General features: G+C 61.6%; 10 protein-coding genes and 1 pseudogene. 2 read left to right on the forward strand and 9 right to left on the reverse strand.

Annotated features, from left to right (window positions below; genetic code table 11):
• The 7 genes from PXJ20_RS27010 to PXJ20_RS27040 form a co-directional block, all read right to left on the reverse strand.
• Complete coding sequence (locus tag PXJ20_RS27010; RefSeq protein WP_421032797.1) at positions 1 to 420, reverse strand: lytic transglycosylase domain-containing protein; 420 nt, start codon at positions 418 to 420, stop codon at positions 1 to 3.
• A complete protein-coding gene (locus tag PXJ20_RS27015) occupies positions 417 to 1643 on the reverse strand; it encodes a hypothetical protein (protein WP_421032798.1) in 1227 nt (408 codons plus the stop codon). Before PXJ20_RS27015 ends, PXJ20_RS27010 begins: the two co-directional genes overlap by 4 nt.
• Positions 1640 to 2449, reverse strand: coding sequence for a transglycosylase SLT domain-containing protein (locus PXJ20_RS27020; RefSeq protein ID WP_421032799.1), 810 nt, complete (start codon positions 2447 to 2449; stop codon positions 1640 to 1642). The genes PXJ20_RS27015 and PXJ20_RS27020 overlap by 4 nt, the downstream gene beginning before the upstream one ends.
• Complete coding sequence (locus PXJ20_RS27025) at positions 2442 to 3719, reverse strand: TrbI/VirB10 family protein (protein ID WP_421032800.1); 1278 nt, start codon at positions 3717 to 3719, stop codon at positions 2442 to 2444. The genes PXJ20_RS27020 and PXJ20_RS27025 overlap by 8 nt, the downstream gene beginning before the upstream one ends.
• Positions 3720 to 3722: 3 nt before the next feature.
• On the reverse strand, positions 3723 to 4619 hold the full coding sequence (locus PXJ20_RS27030) for a TrbG/VirB9 family P-type conjugative transfer protein (RefSeq protein WP_421032964.1): 897 nt from the start codon (positions 4617 to 4619) through the stop codon (positions 3723 to 3725).
• Between the two features lie 2 nt (positions 4620 to 4621).
• Positions 4622 to 5326: a type IV secretion system protein gene (locus PXJ20_RS27035; protein ID WP_421032965.1), complete on the reverse strand. Its 705-nt coding sequence runs from the start codon at positions 5324 to 5326 to the stop codon at positions 4622 to 4624.
• 768 nt (positions 5327 to 6094) lie between these two features.
• Entirely contained in the window at positions 6095 to 7477 is a 1383-nt protein-coding gene (locus PXJ20_RS27040; protein ID WP_126879544.1) for a replication initiation protein, read from the reverse strand.
• A 789-nt stretch (positions 7478 to 8266) separates the two neighbouring features.
• On the opposite strand from PXJ20_RS27040, the gene PXJ20_RS27045 reads away from it, so the two are divergent.
• Both PXJ20_RS27045 and PXJ20_RS27050 read left to right on the forward strand, forming a co-directional pair.
• The gene (locus tag PXJ20_RS27045) at positions 8267 to 9475 is read left to right on the forward strand and encodes a ParA family protein (RefSeq protein WP_421032801.1); all 1209 of its coding nucleotides are present in this window, start codon (positions 8267 to 8269) and stop codon (positions 9473 to 9475) included.
• Positions 9472 to 10440: a ParB/RepB/Spo0J family partition protein gene (locus tag PXJ20_RS27050; protein WP_421032802.1), complete on the forward strand. Its 969-nt coding sequence runs from the start codon at positions 9472 to 9474 to the stop codon at positions 10438 to 10440. Before PXJ20_RS27045 ends, PXJ20_RS27050 begins: the two co-directional genes overlap by 4 nt.
• A gap of 1198 nt (positions 10441 to 11638) precedes the next feature.
• On the opposite strand, the gene PXJ20_RS27055 is transcribed toward PXJ20_RS27050, so the two are convergent.
• Both PXJ20_RS27055 and PXJ20_RS27060 read right to left on the reverse strand, forming a co-directional pair.
• Positions 11639 to 13171, reverse strand: a complete 1533-nt coding sequence (locus PXJ20_RS27055) for a phage integrase family protein (protein ID WP_421032803.1) — start codon at positions 13169 to 13171, stop codon at positions 11639 to 11641.
• A gap of 510 nt (positions 13172 to 13681) precedes the next feature.
• Positions 13682 to 14612, reverse strand: a pseudogene (locus PXJ20_RS27060) (IS3 family transposase); the annotation flags it as partial.

Below are 14612 nucleotides of genomic sequence, written 5' to 3' on the forward strand. Positions count from 1 at the left end.
TCAGTGGCCCTGCAGGCGTCGGTAGATCGAGTTGGCGTAGACGAGCTGACGTGTGCTCGACGTCGCGTTGTAGGCGCCAACGGCTTTCCAGGTTGGCCCGAACTGGCGGATGTTGGACGCGAGAATCCACGTGCCGATGTAGGCGTTGGTGCACGCGTTGAAGAGGTGCTCGCGGCGGATGCCGTAGCGCGCCAGCGTGGGCAGCCATGAAGAGTTGATCTGCATGAGCCCGATGTCCTCGGTGCCGTTGGCGTTCACGTTGATCGCGCCCGCCCGCATGCCCGACTCCTGCCGCGCAATCGCGCGTACGAGCTGCGCACTGATGTGCTGGTAGGCCGCCGCATCGTCGATGCAGTCCGCGCGCGAGAGCACCGGCACCAGGGCAACAGCCACCACTGGAAAGAAGGCGTAGCGCTTCACGACGGGGCTCCTGCGCTCTCGACATACTTCACGTCGTGACGACGCACCACGTTGACGGTCTGACCGTCGGCGGTCACGATGAACTGGTCGGACGTTCCGTTGAACCGGTAGAAGCGCCCCTTCTGTTCGCCGGAGCCGAGGTGATGCACGTCCACGACGGTCACGTTGATGACGCTTGGGGCAAACTTGAAAAACGTCTGCCCGTTTTCGTCAAACACGGCTTCCAGATGCGCAGCGTTGTCCCCCGCGAAGTCGTACAGCGTTCCTGCATGGCGCGCGACCTCCACGCGATGGGATCTGTCGGCAACGATGAAGCGCCCGGCGCGATCGATGGTCATCACGCCGGCGTCCGCGTCCCACTTCGGGTGGAGCGACGCGCCATCGACAGAAGCGAAAGTCACGTCCTGTGGCTTCGCGGCGAAACGGATCTGTGTGTGCGCGTCGTCCCCGTCACGGATTGCATTTGCGCCGAAGTATTTCGCGAGAAGCGACGCCTGCTGCGAGGCTGACTCCGCCGCCACCTTTGCTGGATCGGCATGCGTTACGACGCCCGCCGCATAGTTGAGCGCAGCCGACTTGCCCACGTCGCGACGCAGCCGCACGTGGCGCCTGTCGAAGTCCACATCGGCATAGAGTCCCGTCTGCACCATGAGGCGATCGAGTGCCTGCATCCAGTTCTCACCCGGATGCGTCTCGAACCGGTCCGGCGTGGTGAGGTCCACATCCTTCTGTGCAGACCCGCTCCAGCCCTGCGGCACGAGCGCCTTCACGATCGAGGCAACCGGCATGGTCACATTCAGTGCACGTACCGGCTCGAGCGCGCCCCGCTCGCCCACGAGCGCGAGGCGGCCGCTGAAGCCGGAGAAGGCAACCGGCTGGTCGTCACCCGCACCCGGCACCGCCCCGTGTCCGCCGATGAAGGCGTTGGCGCGGTTCCAGGTTGCAACGGCAGTGTGGCCCGCGACGCTGTACTGGATCGTGGAAGGCGTACCGTCGACGACCATGTACGGCCCCTCGGCGTGGCCGCCGGCGACGTTGATGATCTGGCCAGCGCGCGGCTGGATATACGTCTTCGATCCATCGTTGAAGATGAGCGCCGGGCGCTCGGCGATCCCGCCCGCGATCTCGTAGTCGAAATCGAACGGATCGGTGCTGGCAGCAGGCGACATACGGACCACGGCGAAGAGCCCGAGCGCGGCGAGTCGGAGGACGGTGTGCTTCATAGGCCCGCGTTGATCTGGTTGAGGTGATGCGCGAAGCGCGCGAGATACGCGCTGCCAGGTGCGGGATTCGCGCTGTGGTAGTACGCGATGGCCTTCGCGACCGAGTGGGTGCGCCCGTAGTTCTCGTTGAGGATGGACTCCGCCACCCGGATATTGATGGCGGGGGCGAGCGCATCCCACGGCGATGCGAAGCGCTGCCGGTGGTAGCACCAGTTCACCTGCATGATCCCCACGTCGAAGTCGCAGCGACCCGCCGCTATCAGTGCGCGCATCGCACCGTACGCGTCAGTGCGCGAACGGAAGAAGTAGCCTCGACCCGCGACGTTCAGCGTCCACGGCCACGCCCGTCCGTGCCATGCCGACTCGTTCAGCGCAATGCCAGCCAGCACCTTCGGGTCGACGCTCGTATGCATCAGCACGAAGGGCACCTCGGCCTTTGCGCACGCCCAACCGCCACGGCCCTCGGTCATCGCCGCCTGGGCATCGTCGTCGAGCTGCGGCGGCTGCAGCCAGCCGCTGCGGATCATGAGGCCCGCGACCGACACCTGACGGCTATCGACAGGCACGGTAATGCCCTGCGCCGGCGTGCTCGCGATCGTCTGGCCAACGAGGCGTGACGCCCAGGCGCGAAAAGCCGCGAGTCCGCAGTAAAGTACCGGCGTGCCGTCGAGCGTCGCGACCTTGCGCGTGTTCTGCGAGGCCAACACCAGCGCGGCGGGACTGATGACCTCATCGATGGTCGCCGCGTACACCACCGAGCCCGTCGCGACCCACAGCAGGAACGGAGCCAGCACATCCCTAGCCACGGTACGGCTCCAGGTGAATGTCGCGGTTCACCTTGATCATGCCGCGCTTGCCAGGCGGCACCTTGATGGTCGGCGGGATGCTCTGGTAGCGGCTCAGGATCGACTGCGAAGTCTGTGCTGCGACCTGACCTGCGGTACTGCCCACCTGCGTCACGCCATACGGACCGCTCGTAGACGACGAGACGCCGTTGTTGTCGAACTTGCCAAGCAGCACGGCCGTGAGCGCTGAGGCGCCGAAGATCTTCAGGAAGTGGTTGTTGACGTCCCCGGAGAAGCCCGCATAGCCGTTCTCGTCGGCACCCTGTGCGCCGAACAGCGGCACCTCCTTGCCGTTCGGCAGGCGCATCTCGGTGGCGGCCACCTCGATGCTCTCCTGCCCGACCTGGATATCGCTCTGGTAGGGACCGGTAATGGTTGTGCCCTTCGGGATCATGAGACACGTGCCGGTCACACTGTCGTACACGTCCTGCTCAACGACGAGCGAAACCGTACCCGGCCGGTCCGAGTTCTCGCCTTCGGCGGTGAGTATCGGAATGTGGTGTGGGGGCGCGAGCGTGCAGGGCTTTTCCTGGCCAACGAAGCCCGCGCTCAGGAAACCTTCGCCCGAAGCCGACTGCGCCTTTGCATCCCTGAGGAACTGGTGGTCGCGGTCCCCGGAAGTAGTGCGGCTGTTGCCCTGCCCCGTTGCCGCCGCGATCGCCTTCGCCTGCGCGTCGGCCTGACCCACTGCCGCCTGCTGCGCGACGAGCTGCTGCATCGCCATCTGCTGGGGTGTCATGATCCCGACCGGCACCGCCGCCCCGGTCTGCTGACCACCCTGTTCCTTGATCTTCAGTCCGGGAATGAAGATCGGCGATGCGTACAGGTTGTCCTGCTTCGCACTTGCCGCGAGGCTCGCGCCGCTGGAGTCGCGCTCGTACTGGTCCAGCGAGAGCGCGGGTTTCGATGCGGCTGGCTGCGCATCGGAGGCGGCCGCGGCGTCGTGGCGCGCGCGTTCCTCGTCGGCGCGTGCGCGGGCCTGCTGGTCGCGGATGATCCGGTCGATGTCATCGCTTGAGGGCGTACGGTCTACCGACGCGGCCGTCTTTGCGGCCTTGTCCTGCTTCGCCTCTTCCGCGTCACGGGCGCTCACCTTGGACTGGTAGTAGAAGCCCATCGCACCGATGGCAAACGCGAAGATGGCCCCCACTGCCATGAGCGCGTTGCGCGGCGATTTGCCCTTGACCACGCGCTCCTGATCCGACTGGCTTCCCTGGTGCTGGCTCGACATGGCTCAGAACCCGAAAAGGCCAGGCTTGCGGCGCGTGACGATCACCTCGTCATTGCCCGCGCGCAGCACGATCCTGTCCGCCATCTGCTGAACCACGATGTACGGGCCGCGCCGGATGAAGTTCGGGCTTACGTCGTCGCCATGATCCTTCACGATCGGCACGGCGAACGGCGCGTCGGGCGGCAGACGCAGCCACACGAACCGGCCATCGTCGAACACCGTCTGTGGCCTGAACGGTGCGGAGCCGTCGACCTTGTAGTCAAAGTTGAGCTTGTCGGGTGAAACACCCAGCGGTCCCGAATCTGTGGCACTGCTGTCCCTGCCAGAGGCATCGTCCCCTGCCCTGTCACCGGCCGATGCATCAGCTGTCTCCCGCGCGTGCACCCTGGCCATCAGCGAACCTGAATAGTGAAAACGCACGCTCTGGTAGAAGAGACCGCCCAGCGGCGAAGACACGAGCGTCATGTCGTACTCGCGCAGGTTCGTCGTGAGGTGCAGGGTGTTCACCAGCCCGGGCCTGACGGGCTTGATAAACACGTGGTTCGCGCCGTCGGTGTCCATGAGCCAGCTCACGGAGTCGCCCATCGCGGGGTCGGCAATGAGCTTCTCGCCGGGCGCGAACTCGATCGTTGTGTTCTTCGCGGGCGCCGTGATGATGCGGAAGATCTGGTCCCGGCTGTAGTTGAAGACCACGATGCGTGCGTCGTTGGGCATCGTGACCGGGTCAGTGCCCGAGTTGTAGGGGTTCACCGGGCTCATCGGATCGCCAACGATCGCGCCAACGTCGAGCGCCCCTGCAGCGGGTGCTGGCGCCGGCCGCGACGCGGCAAACGTGGGACCCGGCAGGACGATCGCGCCTGCGAGCGCGACGACGAGTAGCAGGGCTCGGGGGGCGTGCATCGTCATACCGATTTCTGGAGGGTGAAGAACGGGAAGAAGATCCCGAACGGATTGGTTCCCACGGCATCGTCCGAGCTGGCCGGCACGATCTGGTAACGCAGCGTGAGCGCGTAGCGCTGTACCACCGGCTTGTCGGACGGGAGCTGCGTGGTGGACGTGGAGAACTCGACGACGACGGTGGAGTCGTCGAGCACCGACACGCTGCTGACCTTCACCTCGCGCACGAGCTTGGGGTTGCTCGTGATGGACTGGAACGGCGCGTCCTGATGCAGCCAGTCCGCGAACTGGTTTCTCCCGTTATCGACCATCTGCGCCTTCACGGCGTTAATGTTGCGGGCCAGTCGCGAATCCTCGATTGTCGGCGTGAGGACAGGCTCGATCGTGAACCAGCGCTGGACCGAGTCGGCAATCGAAGAGCGCAGCGCCTGGTCGTCCGGCTTGTATGCCGCAAGCTGCTTGATGAGCGGTCGGCCTCCCGCGTCGGCAGCTATGCCGTAAGCCTTGACGACCGACGGCGGCGGCTTGCGCGTCCACACAGCGCCGACCGCGACGAACGCGAGCACAAAGCAGAGGGTTTTCCAGTGATTGGCCTCGACCCGCAGGCGCGTGCCGTGGTCGAAGATGATCTTCTCGGGATCTTCTTCGGAATACCCTCCCGGTGCGGTCGAGAGGGCGACATCCTTACGGGAACGACGAAAGAGGGGCATGACGCGCGCGGACAGGTTGGCTCGCGTCAATTGGAACAGTCGGGCATCGGCTCTTTCGGGGCAAAAGGGCCGTCAATTTGCATAGCATTGCGCCCGGCCCGCCGTGAGGGGAGGTTGCGTTCAGGCGCGTGAACAGGAAAAACCGGAATGGTGCAGTTTTTGTGGAGCTTTCGGCGTTGCCGGGCATGAGCGGCAAAGACACGGTTCATGTTTCACGGTTTCACACTTTTCGCGGAGCTCGCCCTGCGCTAAGTACCTGATTTCATTATGACGTGCACAAAGAATAGGCAAATTCGCGTTCAGGCGCCTGAACGGGAAAAGGCGGAATGGTGCAGTTTTTGTAGAGCTTTTGCCTCTTGACACTCGACGACGCCGGATACCGTGGACTACGCCTCGTTCGGAATCTTCGACGCTATTGCCGACACGGCGCGAGAGCAGCTCGACGTCGGAGACAAAGTCTGAGCAAATCCCGGAGATGCGTATGCGCTGACGCAAGACAGCTCTTAGTGTCGAACGGCGGGTGAAAGTCTATGGCCCGCTGTAGACGGTCGCGAAAAGAGTTCCGATGAACGGAATGGAATGAGGCCGCGATAGACGAGGAACAACCGTATGGACTGGCCGGCGCCGCCGCGTCCAAACGTAGCGCTGCTGGTGCAGCCGTCAATGCGCCAATCAATTAGGTGTACAGAGTGATTCGATCAGTGACGATTCGCCATTTGGCGCACAAAACGGATGCCGCACAATCCGCAGCCAATCGTCCGCTCCGGGCTACAGTGGCCGCGCCGTCGATGTCTTCGGCTTTGCCTTGTTGAACACGAAGCGCGCGAAATCGCCGGCTAAGTCCGGGTCGCTGAGTGCCGTCGCCTCATTGACGCTCGAAGGGTCGATCTTTAGGCGCTTGAGGGTCAGCTTGCCGGCAGCTGATGACAGGTACGATCGAAGCCAGTCGTCCTTTTGCTTCTGATCGGCATGTTCGTATGCGTCGCGACCGAGCCGAGCTTCTTCGCGCATACGATCTCGCGCCGACGTTTCGAGCGCGGCTGACTGTACAGCGGCAAGAGTTTGCGCCTTTGCCTTTTCTTCAGTCGCACGTTGTTCGGACAAGGCGAGTGTCTGCTGAACGTCGATCATCTGACGCTCTGCTTCTGATACGACCCATCCCTCCTTCAAGGCTTTCATAAAGAAGCCGGCGGGGCTCTTCGTGACTTTCCCCAGACGAAGACTGAACCGCGTTCGCTCAATCGCCTGCTGGATCCGTTCGTCCGTGTACACGCCTCGATTCGCAGCGATCTGATTGAATTGGTCGCTCGACAGGCCAAACTCCTGTTTCAGGGTCTTATAGATCGCTTGAGCTTCTTCATGCGTGTGCAGCATGCGCTCGGCCATGTCCTTCCGCTCCAAGCGAAAGCGTAAGCGCCCGATTTTGCGCGATCCGGGCTCATTTCGCGTCTCATATGAGAGCGTGAGGTCCGATACTTCGTTTATCTGCTTTACCGCCGGCTCCAGCCAGTCGCGCTTGAAATACTTGAACACCTGCGCGTTGGCTCCCATTTCACCTTGCCATGCGCGCAACTCGTCGAGTGTGAACCAGTCGGTGATACCGTCATCCGCGTAAGGAAGAAGGTGGTCGTACATAACCCGCGCGTAACTAAGGGTGAAGAGTGAGGTGATTCGTAGACTCAGCCAGTGGGACTTGCCCGGGCCGCGGATGATCGAAATCATTTCGGGTGAAACCCGAAACTGAAACCGCCCACCCTGGTAGGTAATGCGGCCAATCAGTTGCACGGAGCCGAACGGTTTTTCACCATCGACCGGGGCGGCAGTAGCTTGAATTAAGGCCTTCTGAGCCTCCGTGATGACCTGTTCGAGGTGAGTGTTGTTGCGGCTCGAGTAGCGCATCAGCCACTTGAAGTAGTCCAGCTCCACATCGTAGAGATCGTGGACCCGTTCTTCTTGCGCTACGATGAAATATGCTGCATCGACCAGGCGTCGGGCGGCAACGCCTAGATCAACGATCCGGATGAGGACGTTCTTGCGCGGAAAGCCGATATCAGAGCGGGCTGCATCAACGGACAATCCCTCAGCGTTGGCATCGTCGAACAACGCCAATGCCAGTTGTCGGGAAGTGGCCACCTGCCCCGCTGTTGCCATGCGAGCTCCTTGCTCATTATTCAATCATCGCGAGCGGTACGGTACCGAGGTCAAGGTGAAGTGTCAACACACGTTACCTCACCTTCGGGCCGCCAGTTTCACAGATAACCTCACTCTGCCTCCGCTGCACGCACAATTCGCCTCACCGTCGCGCCCAATTAGGTCACCTTTCGCGCCAATTTCCCTCACCGTATTGGGAAAAAGGCCGCACGTCTTTGCTCAATCAACAGCACTTCACACACAGAGAACCTCACCTTGTAGAGCTAACCCACTGATTGTCTGAGGTTTTCCTCCGCTGGTTGGTGGTGTGGTGGTTTTTTGTCTTATCAAAAACGTACAAACCGCTACGGCAATGTAAGAGAGAAATTGCACGGGCGTTGCGGTCGCGTAAAGGGTATCCCTGAACGTTCGCGCCCGAAGCATGATGGAAGGGAGCCGCGACGATTGGTGAGGTGAATTGTGCTGGACTCACTGTGACACACAGAATGGCCCTGTATGGGAGCCCATAAGGTGAGGGAATTTGTGATGGACTTGTCGCATTCACGCGTCCGCAGCCGCCGGAATGCACAGTTCACCTCACCTTCGGACGACTCGCTTACTCGTATACGCGTGGAATAACGCGGTCTACCGTGGGAAAAACCAGAAAAGGAGCACGGTTCGAAGATTCTGTTGGCGATTCGAAGGTAATACGGCTATTCTACGGTTGATCCGAAAATCTGCATAAACTGTGGAAATCATAGGTCGGCTTCGAAAAATCACCTCACCATTGAGACCAATAGGAACCATCGCATGAAAATGAGCGAACTGCCGGGCATCGAGCGGCGCGTGAAACTCTCGAATCTCGGAGAGTTTGCAAAGCGCCTATCTGTCATGACGAACGAACTGCGGGAACAGATTCTGGCACCGAGGCCACGCAAAAGCGCGCCGTCGTTCACGATAGGCGAGCTGTCAGAACTTTGTGGCATTGACCGTCAGAAAATCAACTACCTCGCGACGAAGGAAGGCAGTGAACTTCCCGCTGGGCAAGCGAATGGCACCGGGCGTGCGCGGATATTCTCACTGAAGGACGTCCGGGCCTGGGTCCAGCAGGTCTCGGATATTTACCAGACGCCGCTAGTCACTGGCACGCGTGAACACAGGGGGCGCGTGCTGATAACCGCTAACTTCAAGGGCGGATCGTGTAAGACCACAACAACGATGTGTATCGCCCAAGGCTTGAGCCTCAGAGGGCGTAAGGTGTTGGTCATTGATCTGGACCCGCAAGCGTCTTTGTCTGAACTGTGTGGGTTATACGCCGAGAAGGATGTGACTTGGGAAGACACGGTCCTGCCTTTCATTTATGAGCCGGATATCGAGGGTGGTCTCGGCGCAAAGGTCCAGAGTACGTACTGGGACGGCATCGACGTGATACCTGCTCACAACTACTTGCACGATGCCGAATTTCATCTCCCTACGGCGCAGAAGTCGAACCCCGGCTTCGAATTCTGGTCGGTTTTGCGGCAGGGCATCGAGCCTCTGCGGGCTCAGTACGACTACATCGTGCTAGACACCGCGCCGGCTCTTTCATATATGACTTTGAACGCGTTGATGGCCGCGGATTCGATGGTCATGCCCCTGGTTCCCGAGAGCCTCGACTTTATCTCCTCCGTTTCGTTCTGGTCGCTGTTCGCGGAGGTCGCAACAGGCTTCGTGGAGCACGAAGTCGATAAGACCTACGACTTCATCTCTGTCCTGCTATCGAAGGTCGACTACGGGAGCACATCGTCGGCGCCGGTAGTCCGTTCATGGGCTCAGCGCGCATATGGCGAGTGGCTTCACACGACGGAAATTCCTGCGAGCTCAGTAATGAGTAATGGAGCGCTGGCGTTCTCCACCGTTTTCGACCTTTCGCGCTCGGACGCGGTCGCGAAAACTTTGGCGCGGGTGAAGCAGCCGTTGATGGACTATTGCAAGTGGATCGACGATCAATACGTGGCTCAATGGAGATCGGGGCAATGAGCAACCTTCGTGAACGGATGATGAACAAGACTGCCGAGTTGCGGTCGGCAAAGGACATCCAGCTGGACTCACAGCAACCGACAGCGGCGCCTCCGCGTACTGCACCTGGAATGGCAGGCGCTTTGGCGGCCGCGCAGCAGCGCGTTGCGGAGCTCGAAAAGGCGGGTTCGACGTCCGAGATGGATGTGTCGAATATCGCGCCAAATCCGTGGCAGCCGAGAAAGGTGTTCAACGAGGCGAAGCTCGCCGAACTCGCAGAGTCTATCCGCGAGGCTGGCTTGATCCAGCCGATCGTCGTCCGTCGCGCATCTACTGGCTACCAGATCGTGGCAGGCGAGCGGCGTTGGCGCGCGCACAAGATGATCGGTAAGGAGACGATTAAGGTCGTCGTTGTCGATATTTCCGACGAGGATATGGCGATGCTTGCCCTCGTCGAGAACGTTGTTCGTGACGGCTTGGCTGACTACGAAATCTCGCGTTCAATCCGCGAGACTGAACGGGAGTTTCCGAATCGTAAACGCTTGGCCGAGACGTTGGGAATTGCACGCTCCGAGCTATACCGCTACCTTTCCTACGCTGATCTGCCGGACTTTGTTCTGAGCGACTTGGACCTTGAACCCCGCTTGTTGGGCGCGAACGCTGCGCAGGATGTGGTGTCAGTGCTTCGTAACGGCAGCATGCGAGCGCACGAACTTGCCCGGGAGCTTTGGGCTAAAGTGGTCGCGGGAGAGTTGGAGCAAACGAAGCTGGCTAAGGCGATCAAACAGTCGATCGAGAGCGATGGCAAATCGACCGCCGTAACGGACCGGAACATTGAGAAAATTTTTGCAGGAAAGAAGCAGGCTGGGTCGATCACGAAGGACCACGGCGGCTTCACCGTCAAAATCAAAGCGGGGATGTTGTCCGTCGATCAGGAGCAAAAGATTCGGACATTGATCAGCCAGTTGTTCACGGCCGACGAGTAGCGTTGCAGGGCCAATTGATCAGCAGCGCGTCGGGATGGTCAAGGTTGCCTGATCCCTGATACCGCCATCTCGGTGTGTGTCTCTATTAGAGACACACATGTGCGACGACCGACAGTACGTAGCGCTGTGTCCCACTCGTGCCACGCGGCCGCCTTGAAGATTGGTTAGGCCCACCATGTTGTGGACCCGTTTGGCCACGGGCGGCCCAGTCTATCATCCGCGGGACGCATTGTGTCTCTATTAGAGACACGACCTTGGCGACTGGCCCACCAAGCGGTGCTGGTACCTTCTGTAGCTCGGGCATGGCCAGCCGGCGTCACGACCGCCAAGTCCAGCGTGAAGCGCCGCCGTGGCCCGAGGGCATCGCGGTTGGGTCTCCAACGACCCGAATGACAGCGCGTCGGGAGTGCGCTGCGCGCGTGCTTTCAGGCAAGGAAAGCACACGCCGACCCAATAAGCCCTTCGCCCTTTGCCGCACGACCGGTTACTCCGAAGCGGTGCTCAGCACGTATATCTCTCGCATGACGCGCGGCCGTTCAGCTTGGACGTAGATGGAGGTCGTCTGCACCGACTGGTGTCCGAGAATCTTCTGGCCAACGTCAATAGGTACGTCATTGGCGGCTGCGAGCGTGCCAAAGTGTGCCGTAATGCGTGCGGCACCATCTGCTCGAGCACCGCATGCACGCCCGGTGTTAGCGTCTCCTGTTCGACAAGTAGCCGTAGCCTCAGCCAGTCGATGAGCCGGCTAAGGGCGTTGGTCGCATAGGGCATCCTCTGCTTCCCCTCGTGTTCGCGACGGGCAGCATCGGTATCGGGGATGACGAGCGGCGAGAGCAGGAGTTCGCCGCGGCCGGGGCGTCGAAGTCCTCACTGCGGTCACGCCAGTGAGCGCGGATGGCGCCGACCGTTTCGGGGCTTGCCGGCACTGTGCGCTCGCGCCTGCGCATCCTGATGACGACGAGCGTCCACGACTCCGTTCCATCGTCGGCCACAAAGGAATGCAGGGCCTCGCGCCCGGCCCCCGCGGCTTCCTCCCGGCGCAGCTCGGAGTCGCCGAGCAGCAGCATCAGCGCATGGACAATCCGCCAGTGCTGCTCCCCTATGGCGGTGCTGCGAAGACGCGCGTGCGCACTGATATCATTCCAAACTGGCCACGGCAGCGCCCGCTCCACCGGTAGGGTTACTTCCCGTTCCACCGTCACGGGGTCGTGACGAGTTTCCAGCGATCGCTCGCCAGATAGCGGGCATCGACGAGCCACGTGAAGGCAGGGCGTAGCGCCCGGATCGCGTACAGTTGGGATTCCGGGCCCAGACTGACTGCCACAAAGGGACGCCAGCGCCTCGAGCTTCGGGGCGCTCTCGGGCCGACGAAGGCGAACGAGGGATGCTTCAGGAAGTCCCTGTATGCCTCGCAGTCGTCAACGAACAGCGAGCGGAGCGCTTTGCCGCGAACCATTACGGCCTGCTGCAGGAAGCGCTCCAGTTCCTTCGTGTACGCGCGCAGTGTCTTCGGCTGCTCGCGTAGAGATGCAGGTAGGCGCGGATCGCGCCCAGATTGTCGTGTGCCTGGAAGTGGGGGAACCCGGTGATGCCTTTGGACCCGTTCAGAGCCTCGCGGAGCGCGACGCGAGCGGGGGCCCGCCCGCCGCCGACCACGATGAGGTCCGCGGCGGCCGCGACGAGCGGATCGGCGAGATCGACGTCGGCCTCGACCTGCCGGCCGGTCAAGGCCTCGTGGCGGCGCAGCCACGCCACGATCCGCCGGACGCCCCGCCCCGATGCGCGGGACTGAGCACCACCAGCTGCCGCCGTGCGCGTTGCAGTACGCCACTGGGTCGTCGAGCGTCGCGATGCTGCGCCCCTTCAGGTGGCGGGCCGCCATCGGACGGAACCACATGCCGGTGCCGTGGCTGGCCTCCGGCGTGGTCACGGCGAGCCGCGCGGCATCCTCGACCATCTTCAGCACGTCGGCGGTCACGTTCGCGCTGCTGTGCCTCGGGATCGAGGCCTTCAGGTGGTCGGCCAGCACGGGCGAGCCGTGCTTGATCGCGAGGTCCACCGGCGTGGCGAGCATGCCGCGCAGGCGGCGCTCCATTGCGCCAGGCGTGGTGACATGACCGTCGTCCGGATCCGTAGTACGTGTGTGCGATGGTCGCCGCCGGCAAGCGCTGCACGAAGGCGCGCAGCGCGGCGACGTCGTTTGACGAGAACTGGCGTTGCAGGTGCAGCGGTTCTGGTATGGCGGGTTCCGGTCGATTGTTATAAACGCAACTAACGATCTGGTCCTGTCGGATGGTTTGAGGCGCCTCGCGGCGCGCATCCTGCCATGCTCGGCAGGAAGGTGGGGCGGCTTTTCACCCAGGGGACTGCATGGGGCTGTGCGCGCCGGCAGGGCGAGGGAGGCGAGTGCGTCGCGGGCCAGCGCAAGATGCGCATGCGGGTGCAGCCGGAATGTCTCCTGGAACCGCGTCATCAGCACGAGCACCTCCGCCGGCATGCGCGGATGCGGCTCCGTCAGCACGGCCGTCTGGGCGAAACCGACATGGCCGCACCGGAACACGGCGCGCAGCCCTGCCAGCACGCTGCCGCCGCCGAACAGCGCCTTGTCGTACGCCTGCACCATCGCGCGCACGATGGTGCAGGCGGGCGGCGACAGCGCCGGCATGGCGCGCACCAGAGCCAGGTACGGCGAACGGATGTCAGGTGCCGTGAACCGGCGAACGTCTTCCACGTCCAGGGCGAGCCGTGCGATGGGTAGTCTCGCGCTGACGTGGCGCGAAGTAAAAGTAGAGGCGCGTTCCTTAGGCTGCAATATTCATTCAGTACGACCCGGCGCGACCGCGCCGTGGCTTTCGCTTCGGGGTTCTGAAAGGAATCGCTGCAACCTTGCGGTAAGCGTACGAGCTGCACTTCGCCGGCGTGAAACAATCGGTGTGCAATCGGGAATCTCGCCGGACAGCCATACAGCATGGCGTAGGGCGGGTTTAGGAGGCGATTTTTCGAGGATGTTTCACGGGGTGGGGCGCGGTTCAATAGGGCAAAACAAGCCAAAATCGTTGTGGCGTCCGCACGCCACGGCCCAGATCAAGCGAAATGTATCAATAGTTACGTAATTTGTAATGATTTCCATCATCGCTAAAATGCTACACCTCGTGGGCCCATTCGGGCCTGTATTCAGTTCGCTTTTGTACTACAACTGGAACACTGACCGCAGTGGGGTGCGGCAAAAAACCTAGACCGGTTATCCCACGATTCCAAGACTTTTCCAGTATTCAAGTGGGCTGCGGGAGCCCAGCGAGACCTTGATCCGGGTTGCGTTGTACCAGCGGATGTACGAGTCGAGGACTTCAATGAAGTGATCAACGGTCGTAGCCCGCCAATCACGAGGATAGAACAATTCTGTTTTGAGCCGTCCGAAGAAGCCTTCACAGGCCGCGTTATCAGGTGAGCATCCTTTGCGTGACATCGAACGTACAGGCTGGGCGTCGCGCATGCGGGACAGCCACCCCGGCCGGCGATAGTGCGCGCCGCGATCGGAGTGGACAACTGGCCGATCATCACTATCAGCCACCGAGTCGACGGCCGAATCCAGCATGGCATTGAGGAGTTCAGTGTCTGGCCGTGTGCCGATTGACCTGCTCACAACGAGCCCGCCGAAGCAGTCTATTACCGGCGACAGATGCACCTTGCCCGCAGAGAACCGGAATTCGGTGATGTCAGGGAGCCATTTCTGATTCGGGGCGGCTGCACGGAAATCACGATTGATGAGATTCTCCGGAGCGGGAGTGATTTCTCCACGATAGGAGCCATGGCGACGTCGTCTGGTCGATGCAGCGGTCAGGCCGTCCTGTCGCATCAAACGTCGCACGACCTTCTCTGAGACAAATACCCGCTGCCTGCCCAACGCCGCCCGGATTCGGCGATAGCCGTAACAGCAGTAATTGCATTCGAAGATGTCTGCAATGACGCGACGCGCACCAGCATGCCTGTCAGCGACAAGCAGACGTGCACGGTGGTAGAAGTAGGAACTGCGGGCAAGCCTCACGGCGGATAACGGCTCTGGCAACGGATAGGTTTGTTTCAGGGCATCAACCAGCATCGTCTTTCCCGGTTGCTCAGGAGATGCAGGTCGAGAGGCGAATCGAATTCAACGCAACCCATACGCCCGGCGC

It is taken from the genome of Paraburkholderia sp. A1RI_3L (genome assembly GCF_048957895.1).
In the GTDB taxonomy this organism is placed as follows: Bacteria; Pseudomonadota; Gammaproteobacteria; order Burkholderiales; family Burkholderiaceae; genus Paraburkholderia; species Paraburkholderia kururiensis.